Annotated in this window: 18 protein-coding genes; 13 read left to right on the forward strand and 5 right to left on the reverse strand. The window is 74.1% G+C overall.

The features are described 5' to 3' along the window. The first annotated feature begins 103 nt into the window (after positions 1-103). Complete coding sequence (locus ACFC1F_RS12855; RefSeq protein ID WP_209413711.1) at positions 104-1,090, forward strand: LysR family transcriptional regulator; 987 nt, start codon at positions 104-106, stop codon at positions 1,088-1,090. 348 nt (positions 1,091-1,438) lie between these two features. On the opposite strand, the gene ACFC1F_RS12860 is transcribed toward ACFC1F_RS12855, so the two are convergent. After that, on the reverse strand, positions 1,439-2,044 hold the full coding sequence (locus ACFC1F_RS12860) for a YceI family protein (protein ID WP_376157717.1): 606 nt from the start codon (positions 2,042-2,044) through the stop codon (positions 1,439-1,441). 276 nt (positions 2,045-2,320) lie between these two features. Between ACFC1F_RS12860 and ACFC1F_RS12865 the strand changes: the two genes are divergently transcribed. The 5 genes from ACFC1F_RS12865 (at position 2,321) to ACFC1F_RS12885 (ending at position 5,916) form a co-directional block, all read left to right on the forward strand. Then, positions 2,321-3,454, forward strand: coding sequence for a MerR family transcriptional regulator (locus tag ACFC1F_RS12865; protein ID WP_376157718.1), 1,134 nt, complete (start codon positions 2,321-2,323; stop codon positions 3,452-3,454). 83 nt (positions 3,455-3,537) lie between these two features. After that, positions 3,538-4,215, forward strand: coding sequence for a nucleoside deaminase (locus ACFC1F_RS12870; protein ID WP_376157720.1), 678 nt, complete (start codon positions 3,538-3,540; stop codon positions 4,213-4,215). 186 nt (positions 4,216-4,401) lie between these two features. Next, positions 4,402-4,818: a helix-turn-helix domain-containing protein gene (locus ACFC1F_RS12875; RefSeq protein ID WP_209413702.1), complete on the forward strand. Its 417-nt coding sequence runs from the start codon at positions 4,402-4,404 to the stop codon at positions 4,816-4,818. Between the two features lie 18 nt (positions 4,819-4,836). Then, complete coding sequence (locus ACFC1F_RS12880; RefSeq protein WP_376157722.1) at positions 4,837-5,367, forward strand: hypothetical protein; 531 nt, start codon at positions 4,837-4,839, stop codon at positions 5,365-5,367. A 195-nt stretch (positions 5,368-5,562) separates the two neighbouring features. Further along, complete coding sequence (locus ACFC1F_RS12885) at positions 5,563-5,916, forward strand: DUF2516 family protein (RefSeq protein ID WP_209413700.1); 354 nt, start codon at positions 5,563-5,565, stop codon at positions 5,914-5,916. A 161-nt stretch (positions 5,917-6,077) separates the two neighbouring features. On the opposite strand, the gene ACFC1F_RS12890 is transcribed toward ACFC1F_RS12885, so the two are convergent. Further along, entirely contained in the window at positions 6,078-7,547 is a 1,470-nt protein-coding gene (locus tag ACFC1F_RS12890; protein ID WP_376157724.1) for a PP2C family protein-serine/threonine phosphatase, read from the reverse strand. A gap of 241 nt (positions 7,548-7,788) precedes the next feature. Between ACFC1F_RS12890 and ACFC1F_RS12895 the strand changes: the two genes are divergently transcribed. Continuing rightward, the gene (locus tag ACFC1F_RS12895; RefSeq protein ID WP_376157726.1) at positions 7,789-8,343 is read left to right on the forward strand and encodes an O-acetyl-ADP-ribose deacetylase; all 555 of its coding nucleotides are present in this window, start codon (positions 7,789-7,791) and stop codon (positions 8,341-8,343) included. A gap of 318 nt (positions 8,344-8,661) precedes the next feature. On the opposite strand, the gene ACFC1F_RS12900 is transcribed toward ACFC1F_RS12895, so the two are convergent. Then, positions 8,662-9,492 (reverse strand): class I SAM-dependent methyltransferase, encoded by an 831-nt coding sequence (locus ACFC1F_RS12900; RefSeq protein ID WP_376157728.1) that lies wholly within the window; start codon positions 9,490-9,492, stop codon positions 8,662-8,664. 412 nt (positions 9,493-9,904) lie between these two features. On the opposite strand from ACFC1F_RS12900, the gene mshA reads away from it, so the two are divergent. Next, positions 9,905-11,278 carry a D-inositol-3-phosphate glycosyltransferase gene (mshA, locus tag ACFC1F_RS12905; RefSeq protein ID WP_376157736.1) on the forward strand — a complete coding sequence of 458 codons (1,374 nt, stop codon included), beginning with the start codon at positions 9,905-9,907 and terminating at the stop codon, positions 11,276-11,278. Positions 11,279-11,474: 196 nt separating this feature from the next. After that, positions 11,475-12,005, forward strand: coding sequence for a YbjN domain-containing protein (locus tag ACFC1F_RS12910; protein ID WP_376157729.1), 531 nt, complete (start codon positions 11,475-11,477; stop codon positions 12,003-12,005). A gap of 104 nt (positions 12,006-12,109) precedes the next feature. Here the strand turns inward: ACFC1F_RS12910 and ACFC1F_RS12915 are convergent, their stop codons facing one another. Further along, positions 12,110-13,462 carry an MDR family MFS transporter gene (locus ACFC1F_RS12915; protein WP_376157731.1) on the reverse strand — a complete coding sequence of 451 codons (1,353 nt, stop codon included), beginning with the start codon at positions 13,460-13,462 and terminating at the stop codon, positions 12,110-12,112. A gap of 200 nt (positions 13,463-13,662) precedes the next feature. Here ACFC1F_RS12915 and ACFC1F_RS12920 point away from each other — a divergent pair, with 200 nt between their 5' ends. Continuing rightward, positions 13,663-14,421, forward strand: a complete 759-nt coding sequence (locus ACFC1F_RS12920) for a phosphoglyceromutase (protein ID WP_376157733.1) — start codon at positions 13,663-13,665, stop codon at positions 14,419-14,421. Positions 14,422-14,700: 279 nt separating this feature from the next. Further along, a complete protein-coding gene (locus tag ACFC1F_RS12925) occupies positions 14,701-15,288 on the forward strand; it encodes a lytic polysaccharide monooxygenase (RefSeq protein ID WP_148644183.1) in 588 nt (195 codons plus the stop codon). 566 nt (positions 15,289-15,854) lie between these two features. Here ACFC1F_RS12925 and phoU read toward each other — a convergent pair. Next, complete coding sequence (phoU, locus tag ACFC1F_RS12930) at positions 15,855-16,541, reverse strand: phosphate signaling complex protein PhoU (RefSeq protein ID WP_209413693.1); 687 nt, start codon at positions 16,539-16,541, stop codon at positions 15,855-15,857. Between the two features lie 306 nt (positions 16,542-16,847). On the opposite strand from phoU, the gene ACFC1F_RS12935 reads away from it, so the two are divergent. Further along, positions 16,848-18,134 (forward strand): sensor histidine kinase, encoded by a 1,287-nt coding sequence (locus ACFC1F_RS12935; RefSeq protein ID WP_376157735.1) that lies wholly within the window; start codon positions 16,848-16,850, stop codon positions 18,132-18,134. A 2-nt stretch (positions 18,135-18,136) separates the two neighbouring features. Beyond that, entirely contained in the window at positions 18,137-18,829 is a 693-nt protein-coding gene (locus ACFC1F_RS12940) for a response regulator transcription factor (RefSeq protein WP_148644185.1), read from the forward strand. Positions 18,830-18,886: the final 57 nt, after the last annotated feature.

Here is an 18,886-nt window from a genome sequence, read left to right on the forward strand (position 1 = left end):
GAAACAGAGGGGGGAGGGTTGCTCCCAGCCTCACGCGCCCGCCCGGCAGCGGTCCAACACCTGTTTCGCCGTACTGACAACACGATGTTGTTAATCTGCCGCCATGCCCTCCGACCTGCACCCCCGCCTGCTCCGAGGCTTCGTCGCGACCGCCGAGACCCTGCACTTCGGGCGGGCCGCCGAACGCCTGCACGTCGCGCAGCAGGCGCTCAGCCGGGACGTCCGCGCACTGGAGAGACTGCTCGGCGACGCGCTCTTCACCCGGACCACCCGCAGCGTCGAACTCACGGGGGCCGGGCTGCGGTTGCTGCCCAAGGCGCGGCAACTCCTGGCACTGCACGACGAGATCGTGACGGCCGCCGAGCACCGCCCGCTGCTGCTGGACGTCAACAGCAACGTCACCGGCCCCGATCTGACCTCGGACCGGCTGCTCGGACCGGCCCGCGCCGCCTGGCCGGAGGGCGACATCCTGGCCCGCTACCTCGGCGGTCTCGCGGCCGCGGCCGAGGAACTGCTCGCCCACCGGCTCGACGCGTCGCTCGGCCGCTTCGCGGGCCTGGACGCCCGGGTGCGGGGCCAACTCGCCCAGACGCCGGTGCGACTGGAGCGGGTCTCGGTGATGATGGCGGCCGCCCATCCGCTGGCCGGCCGACCGGTGCTGCGCCTCGCGGAGCTGGCCGGGCACCCCGTGGACATCTGCGCCGGCAACCCGGCCACCACCGAATGGGCCGACCTCGGCATCCGGCTGCTGCGCGAGCACGGGCTGACGGCGGCCGCGCCGTACGTCCCGCCGGTCGGGGTGGACGAGACCGCCCGCTACCTCACCCGACACGGCGACCCGATGCTGACCACCACCAGCGGGCCGCTGCTCCCGGGCGTGGTGAACGTGCCGCTGGTGGACCCGGTGCCGCTCAGCCTGGTCAGCCTCGTGCACCGCCCGGGCCTGCGGCACCCCGGGCTGACCGCCCTGCGGACGGTGGCCGGCGAACTCGGCGGACGGGAGGGGTGGTTGCGGCGCCCGGCGGGCAGCTGGCTGCCGGCGGCCGACGTGGCGCTGCTGGAGGCGGTCGCGGCGCGGTCGCGGACGTAGTCCGGCGCGGCGGGGCGGGTCCTGGCCCGGTGCGGCGGGTTCGGTGGGTGCGGCGGGCCCGGCTCGGGTGCGGCGGGCCCCGGCTCGGCATGGCGTGCCCGCTCGGCAGGGATCCGACGGCGTGGCCGGTCAGGCACGGGGGTTCGACGGCATGGCCGGTCCCGGACCGTCCGGTCTTGGGCGGTCGAATACCGTCGGCCGCGGAATTCGGCGGCCGGCGGCGGTTGTTGTGCCCGGAGATGTCCCCACCCCTGCCGCTCGGGGGTCGGCAGGGGTGGGGCGTGTGCGGGGCGGTCACCGCGGCGACCGCCGGGGTGCAGGGCGGTACAGCGGCCGTGGTCGGCCGGTTCAGGCCGCCTTGACGGCGGAGATGTCGAAGCTGAGCTTGACCTTCTCGCCGATCAGCACGCCGCCGGTCTCCAGCGCGGCGTTGTAGGTGAGGCCCCAGTCGGTGCGGTCCAGCACGGCCGAACCCTCGAACCCGACCCGCTCCGCGCCGTACGCGTCGGTGGCGCTGCCGGTGTAGTCGAGGTCCAGCGCGATCGGGCGGGTGGTGCCCTTGATCGTGAGCTCGCCGTGCATCCGGTACGAGTCGCCGCGCAGGCGCTCGGCGGAGATGCTGCGGAAGCGGATCTCCGGGTAGGTGTCGGCGGCGAAGAAGTCGCCGGTACGGAGGTGCTCGTCGCGCTGGGCCTGGTTGGTGTCGATGCTCGCGACCTTGATCACCAGCTCGGCGCTGGAGTTGCCCGGAGTGGCGCCGTCCAGGTGCAGCTTGCCGTCGTACTCGGTGAAGCGGCCCTTGACGTTGGTCACCATGGCGTGGCGGACCGAGAAGCCGACCTCGCTGTGGGTGGTGTCGATGGCCCAGTCGCCGGTGAGGTGACCCAGGTCCGGGCCGGCGGGGGTCTCGACGGTGGTGGTGGCAGCGGTCTTGGTGCGGTTGAAAAGGCCCATGGCTCCTCCTCGGGTTCGAAGCCAGTTGTTTAGGCTTCAACTTGTTGGCTCCACTGTAGGGCGGTTTCGTTCAAAGTTCAACCATGATGTGCGGCGAGTTTCCGCGGGCGGGTCTTCGCGGGGTGGCCCTCGCCGGTCGGCCCTCGTCGGGTGGTCCTCGTCGGGGGTCTGCGCCGCCCGGTCTCCGTCGGTCGGATTCCGGGGCCCGGTACGGTCGACACCGGTCCGGCCGTGCGGCTTGACCCTCGACCTGGTCGAGGCCCCAGAGTCCCAGGCATGGAGAGCGACCTGCGCAGCATCGGCGAACTGGCCCGCGACAGCGGCCTCGGCGTCAGCGCGCTGCGCTTCTACGACGGCGCCGACGTCCTCACTCCCGCCTGGGTCGACCCGCAGACCGGCTACCGCTGGTACGCGCCCGGCCAGCTGGCCGACGCGCGGCTGCTCTGCCGGTTGCGGCGGGTGGGCCTTCCGCTGGCCGGCATCCGGGAGGTGCTCGGCGCCGCCCCCGGCGACGGCACCGCCCACCGGGTGCTCGACGCGCACTTGCGGCGGCTGGAGGACGGCCTCGCCGACGCCCGCCGGGAGCTCTCCCTGATCCGTGCCTTGATCGACCAGAGGGAGAATCCCGTGACCACCGCCCCCGCTACGTACGGCTTCACCGTCCCTGCCCACGAGCTGGCCGCCGCCCTGGCCGCGGTCCGCTTCGCGGTCGGAAGCGACCCCGAAGTGCCCATGCTGTCGGGCGTGTTGTTCGACCTGGACGGCGGGCTGCTGCGACTGGTCGCCACCGACCGGTACCGGATGGCGCTGGCCGAACTGCCGGTGCCGTCGACGACCCCGCCGGCGTCGCCGGCTTCTCCGCCGGTGCCGGGCTCCTCGGCCGCCGCGATCGTGCCGACCGCCCTGGTGGACGCCGTCCGTGCCCTCCTCGGCTCGGGCGCCGAGGAGGCGGAACTGACCCTGGGCGGCGGGCGGTTCGGGGTCTCGACCGGCGGCCACCGGATCGAGGGCGCCACCCTCGACCACGACTACCCCGACTACCGCTCGCTGGTCCGGCTCGACCCCGTCCACCGGGTCGGCCTGCCCGCCGCCGAGCTGCGCGGAGCCGTCGAGTCCGGCGACACCCGCAGCCTGCCGTCCGGTCCGCACGGCGCCGCCTGTGAGGTCACCGTGCTCGCCCTCGACGGGGACGGGCGGCTCACCGTCGCCGCCGACGGCACGGAGCCGGCCGCAGGCGACGTCCGGGTGGCGGTCAACCGCGACTTCCTCCTCGACGCCCTCCAGGCCGGCGGCCCCGAGCAGCTCGTCCTCGAAATCGGCGGTCCGATCGCCCCGTTGGCCATTCGCACGGCCGGGCGCGACGGAACGTTCTCGATCCTGATGCCGATCCGGGTCCCCGAGCTCGCCTGAACGTCCGACCGCCGCCCGCCCGGGCGGCGTTCCGTCCGATCGCACAGTCCCCGGCCGGGGCCGGCCCCACTAGCCTCGGCCGGATGGGGACCACCGACAGCTTCGAGACGGCCTGGGCGGCGCTCGTGCCCGCTGCCCGCCGGTGCCTGGAACTGGCCCACCGCTCCTGGCTCGACGGCGGACTCCCGGTGGGCGCGGTGCTCACCGGGGCCGACGGCACGGTCGTCGCCGAGGGCCGCAACCGCGCGTACGACCCGCCGGGCGGCGCGGAGCCCCTCCAGGGCACCCCGCTCGCCCATGCCGAACTGAACGCGCTGGCCGTCGCGCGCACCGGGTGGGACCTCGCCGCGCACACCCTGTGGAGCAGCCACGAGCCGTGCGGGATGTGCGCCGCGGCGGCGGCCTTCACCGGCGTGGGCGCCGTCCGCCACCTCGCGCCGGACCCGTGGGCCGTCGCCTCGGGCCACTCCGACGCCCCGGTCCCCGCGCCCGGCCGGTCCGGCTCCTCAGGTCTCTCCCGCCCGTCCGGACCACGATGGGCGGGTGTGGCCGCCAATCTGCTCTTCCTCGCCGACGCCGTCCGGGCCGGCGGCCCCGGCCACCGCACCGTCCGCACCGCCCTGGCCGCGGACCCGCTCACCACCCGCCTGGCCTTGGACGTCGTCGCCGACGTCGCCGCCGGTCGGCCGGCCTCCGCCGCAGACCTCCCCGCCCTGCTCGCCCCGCTCTGGCCCCGGATCGTCGAGGCCGCGACCGCCTGACCCCCGCGCGCCACCGCGTCGAGCAGCGGCCACCCGTCCGTCTCCGCCTCCCCGTCCGTCTCCGCCTCCCCGTCCTGCTCGGGCCCGCCCCGCCCCGCCTCGGCCCGGCCCGGAACGCGACCTGCACCGTTTGCTGCTGTTAGCACCGTGCTTGCATTTGCAAGCACGGTGGTGCAGCCTGGTCGCATGGCCTCATTGAACGTCGGCTCGCTGGGCGAGTACATCCGCGAGCAGCGGCGGAACGCGCAGTACTCGTTGCGGCAGCTGGCCGAGGCCGCCGGCGTGTCCAACCCGTACCTCAGCCAGATCGAGCGAGGGTTGCGGAAGCCGAGCGCGGAGATCCTCCAGCAGATCGCCAAGGCGCTGCGGATCTCGGCGGAAACGCTGTACGTCCAGGCCGGGATCCTGGAGGAACGGCGGGGCGAGGGCCTGGAGCTGCGGGCCTCGATCCTGGCCGATCCGCTGATCAACGAGCAGCAGAAGCAGGCGCTGCTCGCGGTCTACGACGCCTTCCTCAAGGAGAACGCCGCGCGCCAGGACACGGACGCGGTGCCCGACGACCCCGAGGCCGACGGTCTGACGACCGCCGTCCCGGCAACCTAGACCACGGGAGGACCGGCCATGCCGATCACGGACGAGATCAAGAAGACCCTGAGCGACCCGACCCCGCTCTACGCCCTCGCCGGCGCCGGGGACCTCGCCTACGAGAAGCTGCGGGAGGTCCCGGGCAGGGTCGAGGCGCTGGCCTCGGACCGCAAGGGCACGCAGGAGAAGGCCACCGCCAGGCTCCAGGAGGCGCAGAGCCGGCTGGTGGAGGCGCAGGCGAAGGTCGCGGACACGGTGACCACGCTGCCCGCCGACCTCAAGCTGCTCCAGGACAAGGCGCAGAGCTTCGCGCTCCAGCAGGTCGGCCGCGCCGTCGAGCTGGCGGTGAAGGCCAAGGAGGCGTACGACGAGCTGGCCGAGCGCGGCAAGGGCGTCGTCGACCGTGGCCGCCCCGACGAGGCCGCGCCGGTGACGGCCGAGTCCGCCGCCGTGAAGCCGCTGGAGACCGAGCCCGAGCCGGTCGACGCCGAGCTGGTCGAGGACGACGAGCCGGCCGGTGAGCCCGCCGCCAAGAAGTCCCCCCGGGCCCGCAAGAGCCCCGAGTAGCCCGGCCGGGTGGTCCCGGACGGGTGGCCGGTGGGTGGCCCGCGGGGCGCAGGGAACGGCCGTGGCCCGGTTGAGCCCGGGCCGTCCGGGGCACATCTGGTGACCCCGGGACGTTGACACCGTGGCGGGCCGGTCGCCGTGCCACGATGGGCGTGCGGGCGGGACGCCGGAGCCGAGACGCAAGAGGAGAGCGCGATGGGCGGAGTGGCTCAGATCCTGGTCCTGGACTATCTGAACCCGTTCTGGTGGCTGGCCGTCGCCATCCTGGGCTTCAAGCTGTTCGCCCTGGTCGACGCGGCCGCCCGCCCGGAGGACGCGTACCGGGCGGCGGACAAGAAGACCAAGGGCTTCTGGGTGGCGGTCCTGGGGGTCGCGTTCGGGCTGGACCTGCTGTTCGGGGCGAAGTTCCTGACCAGCTTCCTCACCCTGGGGGGCCTCGTCGCGGCGATCGTCTACATGGTCGACGTGCGCCCGGCGATCCGGGAGCTGACCGGCCGGGGAGGCGACCGGGACGACCGGCGCAACATGGGCCCGTACGGCCCCTGGTAGTCGACGAGCAGGACGTGGGTGGATCGGAGAGAGCCCCGGCGGCGGATGGATTTCCGCGCCGGGGCTCTCCGCGTTCGTCGAGCCGGAGTTCGCTCCGTTCGTCGCGCCGGGGCCTGCTCGGTCCGTCGAGCCGGAGTTCGCTCCGTTCGTCGCGACCGTGCTCAGCCCAGGATGAGCTGCACCGGGTTGCGCTCCAGCAGCAGTACGGCGACGTCGTCCGTCAGCGCACCGCCGTTCAGCTCCTCGACCTCGGCGATCGCGCTGTCCACCAGGCGGCCCCTGGTCAGCCCGGCGGACTGGTGGTCGCCGATGAGGTCCGCCAGCCCGTCCTGGCCGAGGCGGCGCGACCCGGCCCCGACCCGGCCCTCGATCAGGCCGTCGGTGTAGAGCAGCAGCCGCCAGCCGGCCGGGAGCTCGACGCGGTGCGACGGCCAGACGGCCTGGCCGTCGTCGCAGGGCAGCAGGCCGAGCGCGGGGCCGGCGAGGTCGGAGGGCAGCATCACCGGCCTGTGGCCGGTACCGAGCAGCAGCGGCGAGGGGTGGCCGGCGAGGTAGAGCCGGGCGTGTTCGACGGCGCCGAGCGAGTCGAGCCGGCCGGCGGCGTCCCCGGGCTCGATCACGAGCATGCAGAGCGTCGCGAAGATCTCGTCGCTGCGCCGCTCGTGCTCCAGGACGTGCTGAAGGGTGGTCAGCAGGGCCTCGCCGGTGAGGCCGGCGAAGACGAGGGTGCGCCAAGCTATACGGAGCGCCACGCCGAGGGCGGCCTCGTCCGGGCCGTGGCCGCAGACGTCGCCGATCACGACGTGGACGGTGCCGTCGTCGGTGCGCACCGCGTCGTAGAAGTCGCCGCCGAGCAGGGCGCGGCGGCGGCCGGGGCGGTAGCGCCGGGTGAACGAGAGCCCGGCGCCGTCCAGCAGCGGGGTGGGCAGCAGGTGGCGCTGGAGCCGGGCGTTCTCCTGGCCGCGCAGCTCGGCCTCGACCAGCCGGCGCTGGGACTCGTCGGCGCGCTTGCGCTCGACGGCGTACCGCAGGGCGCGGGCGAGCAGCGGGCCGTCCGTCTCGTTCTTGATCAGGAAGTCCTGCGCACCGGCGGCCACCGCGGCGGCGCCCAGCTCGGCGCCGGCGGCGTCGGTGAGCACCACGACGGCGGTGTGCGGGGCCCGGCGGAGCAGCTCGTGCAGGCCCTCCAGGCCGTCCGAGGCGTCCGAGGGGTGCGGCAGGTCGGCGGGGGCCGCGAGGTCGAGCAGGACGCAGCTGAAGTCGGTGCCGCGGGTCCGGCCGCGCCGGGGCGAGGCCGGGGCCAGCAGCTCGGCGGCCTGGTCCAGCCCGCGGGCCCAGTGGATCTCGATCGGGGCACCGCTGTCGGCCACCGCCGCCTTGAGCAGCTGGGCGTCGGAGGCGTCGTCCTCGATCACCAGCAGCCGGAGCAGGCCGGCCTGGAGCGTGACGGGCGACGGCCGGGAGGCGCCGGCGGCGGCGTCCGACCGGGGGTGGGGTATCGGGGGAGGCGCCGTGGCCGGGCCTGCCGACTGGTCGGCGGACCGGTTGCGGGCACGGCCGGAACGGGCACCGTCGAGGGTGCCCGGCAGGTCGGCGGCACCAGGTGCCCGCCCGTCTCCCGTTGCGGGCATCGGCTGATCCTCCCTTTCCCCGAGTGCGTAACGGTCGGCGTCCGTCCGCAGTGCCCGCCTGGTGGCACCCTGCGTCGGGGAACGTCTCGCGACCATAACGCGATCTCCGGGGAACTCTCTGGCCGACGGGCGGCGTTGTGGCTGGCGCCACGCCGGCGGCGGTGTGGTGAACGGAACACGGGTGACGAGCAGGGGCCCGTCCGGCAGGCGTTGGAGCGGTCCCGGAAGGACGGACACGGTGGTGACACGGATCACCCTGATCGAGGGTGACATCACGGAACAGCAGGTGGACGCGGTGGTGAACGCCGCCAACTCCTCCCTGCTCGGCGGCGGCGGTGTGGACGGTGCGATCCACCGCAGGGGCGGGCCGCAGATTCTGGAGGAGTGCCGCAGGCTCAGGGCCTCGCACTGGGGCCGGGGTCTGCCCACCGGGCAGGCGGTGGCGACCACGGCCGGGCGGCTGCCGGCCCGCTGGGTGGTGCACACCGTGGGGCCGGTCTACCTGGAGGAGGAGTACGACGTGCGGGCGGAGCTGCTGGCCTCCTGCTATCGCGAGTCGCTCCGGGTGGCGGCGGAGCTGGGTGCGCGCACGGTGGCCTTCCCGGCGGTGTCGGCCGGGGTGTTCGGGTGGCCGCTGGAGGACGCGGCCAGGATCGCGCTCGGCACCGTCTCGGCCGAGGTGCCGGGAGTGGCGCGTGAGCTGGAGGAGGTGCGGTTCGTGCTGTTCGGGGTCGAGGCGTACGGGATGTTCGAACAGGTGTGGCGGGCGATGGAATCGGAGGGGCCGGGGGAGTAGTGGCTGGTGACGTCCGGGTCCGGGGTCGGGGCCGGGGCCGGAGGGGCTGAGCGGGACTGGAGGGGCTGAGGAGGGGCTGGAGCGGGGTGTCCACCGGGTGCCCCCATGGTGGCGTGACCGGGCGTCAACACGCCAGAGATATTCGATAACTCGTTCGAGTGAATCCCCGGGCTCGCTCAGCAGCGCGGCAGCACTGTTTCGGCAGGGCAGGGGGAGGGCGGCCGGCAGGGGATGGCGCGGCAGGGGAAGGCGCGACAGGGCACCCGGCACGGCAAGGTGGCAGGTAGGACGGCAGACAGGACGGCGGCCGCCGGGTGACTACGGGGCGAGCGCCGTCCAGGGAACGGTGACCTCGCCCTGCCGCCACCGCCCGCGCGCGTCCACCAGCGGCCAGTTGCCCGCCAGCGCCGTGCAGGCGGCCACCCAGCGCTGCCGGGCCCCGAAGGCCCCGTAGGGCGCCGCCGCCGCCCAGGCGCGGTCGAAGTCGGCGAGGAAGGCGTGCACCGGCCGGCCCGGCATGTTGTGGTGGATCAGCGCCTTGGGAAGCCGCTCGGCCAGGTCGGACGGCTGCCCGAGCCCGCCGAGCCGGGCCGCGAAGGTCACGGTCCGCGGGCCCTCCGGCCCGAGCGCGACCCAGACGTGCCGGCGTCCGATCTCGTCGCAGGTCCCCTCGACCAGCAGCCCGTCCGGCGCCAGCCGGGAGCAGAGCCGCTCCCAGACGCCGGCCACTGCCGACTCCTCGTACTGCCGCAGCACGTTGGCGGCCCGGATCAGCTGGGCGGGCGCACCGCCGTCCAGCGGCACCTCGAAGCCGCCGCGCCGGAAGGTGAGCAGCGGCGGCACGGCGTACGGCAGCGCCGCGGTGACCCGCTCCGGCTCGATCTCGATCCCCACCACCCGGACATCCGGGCGGACCTCCCGCAGCCGCCCGGACAGCTCGACCGCCGTCCAGGGGGCGGCGCCGTACCCGAGGTCGACGGCGACCGGCGGCCGGTCGGCGGAGCGCAGCGCGGGGCCGAGCGTGTGGGCGATCCAGCGGTCCATCCGCCGCAGCCGGTTGGTGTTGGTGGTCCCGCGGGTGACGGTCCCCACCGGCCGTCCCGCCCGCCCGCGGGCAGGCGTGGTCACGGAGTCGAAGGAGGCGGCCATGCCCAGAAGCGTACGCGGCCGCCCCCGGGCCCCCTTCCGCCCGTCCCGGGCGAGCCCGTGCGCCGCCCCCGCGCCCCGCGGGCCCCCGCCCTGCCGTGTCGCGCCCCGTCACGTCGCACCGCGCCCCGCCCCGCTCCGGCGTGCCCGCGGTCGGGCGACGCCGCCCGCCTGCCGTCGTGCGCCATCTCATGTGCCGGGACGGGAATGCCCGTCGGTGACCTCGTGGTTGGCACACTGGTGGTGATGTGTGCCCGGACGGGGCAGCTCACCGGCGCGCCGCCACCGCGACGCGGCGGTGCGGCGTGGGCGGAAGCGCAGACACCGCAGAGCAGGCAGCGCGCAGCAGGCAGGGCTGCGGGAGACAGAGCAGGGCTGCAGAGGCGGGCAGCACAGAGGAGGCTTCAGCCAGGTGATGCAGAACCCCGTCCGTTCGGTACGCCGTGCCCAGCCGACCCCGCCCGTGCGGGGCCGGCTCCAGTCGCTGGTCACGGGTGGCCGGCGCCGCCCGCGCCGGATAGCCATGCTCTCCGTCCACACCTCCCCGCTGCACCAGCCCGGCACCGGGGACGCCGGCGGCATGAACGTCTACATCGTGGAGCTGGCCAAGCGGCTCGCCGCGCTGGACATCGAGGTCGAGGTCTTCACCCGGGCGATCTGCTCGGACGACGCGCCCACCGTCGAGCTGGCCCCGGGCGTGCTGGTCCGGCACGTCACCGCCGGTCCGTACGAGGGGCTGGTCAAGGAGGACCTGCCGGCCCAGCTCTGCGCCTTCACCCACGGCGTGCTCCGGACGGAGGCCGGCCACCGGCCCGGCCACTACGACCTGGTCCACTCGCACTACTGGCTCTCCGGCCAGGTCGGCTGGCTGGCCGCCCAGCGCTGGGGCGTGCCGCTGGTGCACACCATGCACACCATGGCGAAGGTGAAGAACGCCGCGCTGGCCGAGGGGGACACCCCCGAACCGGCCGCGCGCGTGATCGGCGAGACGCAGGTGGTCGAGGCCGCCGACCGGCTGATCGCCAACACCACCGAGGAGGCCGCCGAGCTGGCCCTGCACTACGCGGCCCGCCCCGACCAGCTGGCCGTCGTCCATCCGGGCGTCAACCTGGACGTCTTCCGCCCCGGGGGCCCGGAGGCGCGTGCCGCCGCGCGCGCCCGGCTCGGCCTGCCGCAGGACGCCGCGGTGCTGCTCTTCGCCGGCCGGATACAGCCGCTGAAGGCTCCGGACGTGCTGCTCCGCGCGGTCGCGGCGCTGCTGGAGCGGCGGCCGCAGCTGCGCGAGCGGCTGGTGGTGCCGGTGGTCGGCGGCCCGTCAGGCACCGGGCTGGCCAAGCCGGAGAGCCTGCACAAGCTCGCCGCCCAGCTGGGCATCTGCGACGTGGTCCGGTTCCACCCGCCGGTCGGCCAGGCGCTGCTCGCCGAGTGGTACCGCGCGGCGACGGCGCTGGTGATGCCTTCGTACAGCGAGTCCTTCGGGCTGGTCGCACTGGAGGCGCAGGCCTGCGGCACGCCGGTCGTGGCGGCCGCGGTCGGCGGCCTGCCGGTTGCGGTCCGGGACGGCGAGACCGGCACCCTGGTCCGCGGCCACGACCCGCAGGCCTGGGCCCACGCGCTGGAGCCGTACGTCACCGAGCCGGGCCTGCTCGCCCGGCAGGGGGCGGCGGCGGCCCGGCACGCGGCCGCCTTCGGCTGGGACACGGCCGCGGCGACCACCGCCGAGGTGTACGCCGGCAGCCTGTCCCGCCCGGCCGGCCGCCTCGCGGGCTCCCGCCTCCGCCTGGCCTGAGCACGCCGGTGGGCCGGCCCGGGCACGCGGCCTTGCCCGGGTACGTGGCTTCGCCCGGGCGTGCGGCTTCGCCCTGGCACACCGGTGGGCCGGCCCGGGCACGCGGCCTCGCCGGTGGGCCGCGGCGTCGACGGCGCCCCGGCCCCGGGGGTGCTGCTGCTGCGCGCCAGGGGTACCGCCGAGTAACGTCACTCCCATGGCAATCCGCACCAAGGACGAGGCCCTGACCCTCCTGCGCGCCGCCCTGGACGACGCCGGGGTGGCCTGGGAGCCCGCCGCCGCCCACCCGTACACGCTGGTGGCGACCCTCCCGGGCACCCGGAAGCTGAGCACCACCTGCGCGCTCCGGGCCGGCGACCACACCCTCTCGGTGAACGCCTTCGTGATCCGCCGCCCGGACGAGAACCACGAGGCCGTCTACCGGTGGCTGCTGGAGCGCAACACCCGGCTGTACGGCGTCGCCTACGCGATCGACGCGCTCGGCGACGTCTACCTGTCGGGCCGGCTGCCGCTGGAGGCGCTCACCCCGGACGCCGTCGACCGGCTGCTCGGGACGGTGCTGGACAACGCCGACGAGCCGTTCAACACCCTGCTGGAGCTGGGCTTCGCCTCCGCGATCCGGCGCGAGTGGGAGTGGCGGACCAAGCGCGGGGAGTCCACCCGCAACCTGGCCGCCTTCGCCCACCTCGCGGGCCCGGCCGACAAGCCCGAGGCCCCCGCCGAATAGCTCCGCCGAACAGCCCCCCGGCGGGAAAGCCCCCGCCGGACAACCCGCGTCGAACGGCCCGCGTCGAACGATCCCGTCCAGCGGCCCCGTCGAGCGGTCCCGGTTCAGGACCCCGTCGGGGCCGGCTCGACCTCGGCGTCCGTCTTCCCGAGGGCCACCGGCGCGTTCCCGTTCCCGGTCCCCGTCCCGGTCCCGTTCCCGGTCCCGTTCCCGGTCCCCGTCCCGGTCCCGTTCCCGGTCCCGTTCCCGGTCCCGTTCCCGGTGCGGGCCGCGGCTCCGGCCACACCCGCGGTAGCCGCGCCCGGCCGCCGTCCGAGCACTACGTACCCGGCCGCCGCGACCGTGCCGCAGGCCGCGCAGGCGCCCCACATGACGCCGCTGCCGGCCCGCTCCAGCAGCACCCCGCCGACCGCCGGCCCGAGGAACGAGGCGAGTGACCAGGAGAGCGAGTACACGCCCTGGTAGCGGCCGCGGGCGTGGGTCGGCGACAGCTCCGAGACCAGGCCCATCATGGTCGGCGCGTTCAGGATCTCGCCGATCGTCCAGACCGCCACGGTGAAGGCGTAGAACCACGCGGACGACCCGGCGAGCGCGGTCAGCCCGAAGCCCCAGCCGATGAACAGCGCGCTGGCGACCAGCAGGCCGGTCCGGTTACGACCCTCCATCCACCGGGTGAGCGGGATCTGCAGCAGGACGATCAGCAGGCCGTTGAGGCCGATCACCAGCCCGTACTCGGTGGAGGTGATGCCGGCCCGGCCCATGTCCACGGCGAGCGTGGTGCTGCCCTGCTGGGCGACCAGCGCGAGCAGCAGGTTGAGCGTGACCACCGCCATGAAGCGCGCGTCCCGGAAGACCGTGCCGAGGCCGATCGCGGGCTCGCCCGCCTGCGCGGCCGGGGCGTCCGGTTTGGTCTCGGGGATCCGGACGAAGATCACCAGCGCGCAGACCAGCGTGGAGAGCGCGTCCAGCAGGAAGAGCGTGAGGTAGCCCTGGGTGGCGATCAGGCCGGCCGCGGCCGCCGAGAGGCCGAAGCCGATGTTGATCGCCCAGTAGTTCAGCGAGTAGGCGCGGACCCGGTCCTCGGCGGGCACGATGTCCGCGATGATCGCCGAGGTGGCGGGCCGCGTCGCGTTGTTGCAGAGGCCGACCAGGAAGGCGACGACGGCGATCGCCACCTGCCCGTCGGTGAAGCCGAGAACCGCCGTGAACAGCGCGGTGCCGAGCTGTGCGGCGACCAGCGTCGGCCGCCGCCCGATCCGGTCGGTCAGCACCCCGGCGCCGACGGACGCGATCGCCGAGCCGAGGCCGAACAGCGAGGCGACCAGGCCCGCGTACGATGCGGAGTAGCCGCGGTCGGTCGTCAGGTAGAGCGCCAGGAAGGTGACGACGAACCCGCCGAGCTTGTTGATCAGGGTGCTCGTCCAGAGCCACCAGAACTGCCGGGGCAACCCGCCCATCGTCTCGCTCGCGGCTCTGCGGACTCGGGCTGAGACGGGCAAATCGGGCATGTGGGGGCTCCCGGTCGGCAGGTGTCCCGCTGGGCGGTGCCGGCCGGCCCGGACAGCGGTCAGGTAAGTGTCACAAGTGCAGAGCGCACATTACTCTGAAGGCGAGGTCCGGACCAGGGGGTTTTTCGGGCTCCATTAAGCTGGGGGCCATGGCTGACACGACGTACCGACTCATCCTCCTCCGCCACGGCGAGAGCCAGTGGAACCAGAAGAACCTGTTCACCGGTTGGGTCGACGTCGACCTCAACGAGAAGGGCGAGAAGGAGGCCGCACGTGGTGGCGAGCTCCTCGCCGCCGAGGGCCTTTTCCCCGACGTGGTGCACACCTCGCTGCTGCGCCGCGCGATCCGCACCTCGCAGATCGCCCTGGACAAGGCCGACCGCCACTGGATCCCGGTCAGCCGCAGCTGGCGCCTGAACGAGCGCCACTACGGCGCCCTCCAGGGCAAGGACAAGGCTCAGACCCTGGCCGAGTTCGGCGAGGAGCAGTTCCAGCTCTGGCGCCGCTCGTACGACACCCCGCCGCCGGTGCTGGCCGACGACGCCGAGTACTCGCAGGCCGGTGACGCCCGCTACGCGGACATCCCGAGCGAGCTGCGTCCGCGCACCGAGTGCCTGAAGGACGTCGTCGACCGGATGCTCCCGTACTGGTACGACGCGATCGTCCCGGACCTCGCCGCCGGCAAGACCGTCCTGGTCACCGCCCACGGCAACAGCCTGCGCGCGCTGGTCAAGCACCTCGACGGCATCTCCGACGAGGAGATCGCCGGCCTGAACATCCCGACCGGCATCCCCCTGGTCTACGAGCTGGACGCCGACTTCAAGCCGGTCGCCAAGGGCGGCCGCTACCTCGACGCGGAGGCCGCCGCCGCCGCCATCGAGGCGGTCAAGAACCAGGGCAAGAAGTAAGCCCGAAGGCACTACGGCCCCACTTTCCGCGATGGGCGGGAGTGGGGTCGTCGTCGTTCGGTCGCTCAACTCGGGCTTGTGGAAAGGCCGTTCGCGGTCGCATGGGCGATCCGTCAAGTGGTTCAGACCATTGACGGCCGCCGTGGCGGGCTCCTACGGTGTGAGCACCTACCTGGCGCAGACATGCCGGCGATCTCCCCGGATCGCCCGGCCGCCGCACCCCCACGTGCGCACGTCCGTGCCCGGCGCACTCTCCATCCACCCCCACGGAGGAGCACCATGCGCACACGTCATCTCGTCGGAGCGGCGGTGGCCGCGCTCGCGGTACCGCTCACGCTCGTCCTGCCGGCGCAGTCGCACGGCTACATCACGACCCCGCCCAGCCGGGCCGCGCTCTGCGGGGCGGGGACGGTCACCGGTTGCGGTGAGATCGAATGGGAGCCGCAGAGCGTCGAGGGGCCGAAGGGCTTCCCGTCCCGGGGGCCGGCCGACGGCACCATCTGCGCGGGCGGCAACAGCCGGTTCGCCGAGCTGGACGACCCGCGCGGCGGCGGCTGGCCGACCACCAAGGTGACGGCGGGGCAGCAGCTCACCTTCACCTGGAAGTTCACCGCCCGGCACGCCACCACGAACTTCAAGTACTACCTGACCAAGCCCGGCTACGACGCGACCCAGAGGGTCACCCGGGCGAGCCTGGAGCTGACGCCGTTCCTGACCGTCCCGTACAACGGCGCGCAGGTGCCGAGCACGGTCAGCCACAGCACGACCCTGCCCGGAGGCCGCACCGGCCACCAGGTGGTCGTCGCGGTCTGGGAGATCGCCGACACCGGCAACGCCTTCTACTCGTGCACCGACGTCCGCTTCTGACCGGAGGCCGGCCGACCGGACACCGACTGACCGGACACTGACGGACCCGGCAGTCCGGCAGCCCGGGCCGGAGTCCGACCGGGGTGCACAACCGGGGTGCACGACCGTCTCCCACGGCGGCCGTGCACCCCGGAGCTCCGCCGTGCGGGCCTCAGTGGCCGCAGCAGCCGCCGCTGACCCCGCCGCACTGGCAGGGGGAGCCGGACTGGCAGCCGCAGCCGCAGCCCGGACCACAGCCGCAGCCGGCCGCGAGGACGGGCAGCAGCTTCGGGGCGGGCGGCTCGACGGTGTCGCGTGCCGGTGCCGGTCGAGTCGGGTTTGCCTTCATCGCGCTGGACCCTCCTTTTGACGGGCACACTTCGGTGCCCACGGCATCGAGTGAAACCGCCGATCGGAGGGAGCGTCAACGGGCGCGCAGTGGTGGGGCGCCCGGGAAGCCGTGCGCCCTCACCACTCCTGCCCGAGGTTTACTCACCCCAGGGGGTGAGCACCGGCCGGGCCGGGCCGACCGGCCGGGCCGACCGGGTGGCCCCGCCGGCCACCTGCAGCCGGCCACCCGCCGCCGGTCACGCCCCGGCGGCCTCCGCGGCCTCGGTGGCCGCGACGAACTCGTTCACGTGCTCGCCGGTCACCAGGTACACGACGCGCTTGGCCACCGAGACCGCGTGGTCGGCGAAGCGCTCGTAGTAGCGGCCGACCAGGGTGACGTCCACGGCCGTCTCGATGCCGTGGTGCCAGCGGTCGTCGATCAGGTGCGCGAACAGGTCGCGGTGCAGCGCGTCGATCGCGTCGTCGTCCTGCTCCAGCTCCAGCGCCTTGTCGACGTCCTTGGTGGCGATCACCAGGCCCGCCTTGGCCACCAGTCGCTGGGCGAGCTGGCCCATCTCCAGGACGGTCGCGTGCAGGTCGCGGGGGACGGCCGAGTCGGGGTAGCGCAGCCGCGCGACCTTGGCCACGTGCCGGGCGAGGTCGCCGCAGCGCTCCAGGTCGGCGCTCATCCGCAGCGAGGTGACGACGATGCGCAGGTCGGTGGCGACCGGCTGCTGGCGGGCGAGCAGGTCGATCGCCCGGTTCTCCAGCTCGTGGTGCAGGTCGTTGATCTTCCCGTCGGCGGCGATCACGCTCTCCGCCAGCGCCAGGTCCGCGTCGAGGAGCGCGGTGGTGGCCCGGCCCAGGGCCGAGCCGGCCAGGCGGGCCATCTCGACCAGGCTGTCGCCGATCGAGTCGAGTTCCTCGTGGTACGCGTCGCGCATGCTCTCTCCTCAGTAGCTGTGTCGGTGGCGGTGCCGACCGGTCGTCCCGTACGACCGCCGGTACGGCGTTCGGGCGACCGCTGCTGGTGGCGCGAATGGTACGCGCGCACCGGGGCCGGCGGACGGCTGTTCGGTCCGCCACCCCTCCCACACGGGCTGCGTGGCCAACTTTCGGCCGTCCGGGCGACCACGCACGACCCGTGCGGTGAATCGGTAGCTACGTGAAGGTGAATTCTCGGCAACGCGTGGCCGATCCCTTGATCCGACCCTTGGGGAGCGCCCTGGCTGTGCGCTTAGGCTGGCCGCATGGACGTGAACGTGGCCGCCGCCGCTGCCTGCGCCATAGCCGGGCTCGGCGTCGGCCTCACGGCCTCCATCGCCTTCCGTTGGAGCGAGCGCGAACAGGCCAGGAGCAGGCACGGCGGCACCAACGGCAGGAACCGGCAGCAGGCGCTCGGCGCCACCACCCACGAACCCCCGCTTCCCCCGGGGGTCGACACCGTACTCTCCGTGCTCCGCTCCTGCGCGATCGTGCTCGGCGAGGGCGACGAGGTGGTCAAGGCCAGCTCGGCGGCTTACGCCATGGGACTGGTGCGCGGCGGCGCGGTCGCCGTCGACCCGATGCTCGCGCTGGCCCGCTCCACCCGCCGGGACGGCGAGATCCGCCAGGTCGAGCTGGAGGTCCCCCGTCCGGGCACGGCCCGCCCGGGGGAGCCCCTCGCGGTGTCCGTCCGGGTGGCCCCGCTGGGCTCCCGGCTGGTCCTGGTGCTGGTCGAGGACCAGACCGACCGCCGCCGGGTGGAGGCGGTCCGCCGCGACTTCGTCGCCAACGTCAGCCACGAACTCAAGACGCCGGTCGGCGCGCTCTCGCTGCTCTCCGAGGCGGTCGCGGACGCGTCCGACGACCCGGAGGCGGTCCAGCGCTTCGCGGGCCGGATGCAGATCGAGGCGACCAGGCTGGCCAGCCTGGTCCAGGAGATCATCGACCTCTCCCGGGTCCAGGACGACCGGCTGATGGTCGACCCGGAGCCGGTCGCGGTGGACGAGCTGATCGCCGAGGCGATCGACCGATGCCGCCAGCAGGCCGCCGCCAAGCAGATCCTGATCGCGGCCGGCGGCATCGCCGGCCTCTACCTGCACGGCAACCGCGGCCAGCTGGCCGCCGCGCTCGGCAACCTGGTGGAGAACGCGGTCAACTACAGCCCGCCGCGCACCCGCGTGGCGATCGCCACCCGGCGCATCTCCAGCGCGGCCGCCCTCGGCGAGGCGGACGGCGAGCTGATCGAGATCTCGGTCACCGACCAGGGCATCGGCATCTCCGAGAAGGACCGCGAGCGGGTGTTCGAACGCTTCTACCGCGTCGACCCGGCCCGCTCCCGCCAGACCGGAGGCACCGGCCTCGGCCTCTCCATCGTCAAGCACGTGGCCGCCTCGCACGGCGGCACCGTCTCGGTGTGGAGCGTCGAGGGCCAGGGCTCCACCTTCACTCTGCGCCTGCCCGCCGGGCAGGCCCCCACGGACCACACGCTCCCCGACGGGGAGTCCGCGCAACCCCTGTCAGAAACAACCCCCCAGCTTTCCCCGGAGGCCTGATCGTGACCCGAGTACTGGTGGTCGAGGACGAGGAGTCGTTCAGCGACGCCCTCTCGTACATGCTCCGCAAGGAGGGCTTCGAGGTGGCCATCGCCGCCACCGGCCCCGACGCGCTCGAGCAGTTCGAGCGGAACGGCGCCGACCTCGTCCTGCTCGACCTGATGCTGCCGGGCCTGCCCGGTACCGAGGTCTGCCGCCAGCTCCGGGTGCGCTCCAACGTCCCGGTGATCATGGTCACCGCCAAGGACAGCGAGATCGACAAGGTCGTCGGTCTGGAGATAGGTGCGGACGACTACGTCACCAAGCCGTACTCCACCCGCGAGCTTGTCGCCCGGATCCGCGCGGTGCTGCGCCGCCGCGGGGAGACCGAGGGCCCCGGCGAGGGCGGCGGTCCGGGTGCACTGGAGGCCGGCCCGGTCCGGATGGACGTCGACCGTCACGTGGTCACGGTGGACGGCGCCAAGGTGGACCTGCCGCTCAAGGAGTTCGACCTGCTGGAGATGCTGCTCCGCAACGCGGGCCGGGTGCTCACCCGGATGCAGCTGATCGACCGGGTCTGGGGTGCGGACTACGTCGGTGACACCAAGACGCTGGACGTCCACGTGAAGCGCCTGCGGGCGAAGATCGAGCCGGACCCGGGCGCGCCGCGCTACCTGGTCACGGTTCGCGGCCTCGGCTACAAGTTCGAGCCGTAAACCCGGGCGCGCCCGGACACGAGTACGCGGAACGCCCCCTCCGGCCGGAGGGGGCGT

The sequence above is a fragment of the Kitasatospora sp. NPDC056181 genome, from assembly GCF_042266225.1.
Lineage (GTDB): Bacteria > Actinomycetota > Actinomycetes > Streptomycetales > Streptomycetaceae > Kitasatospora.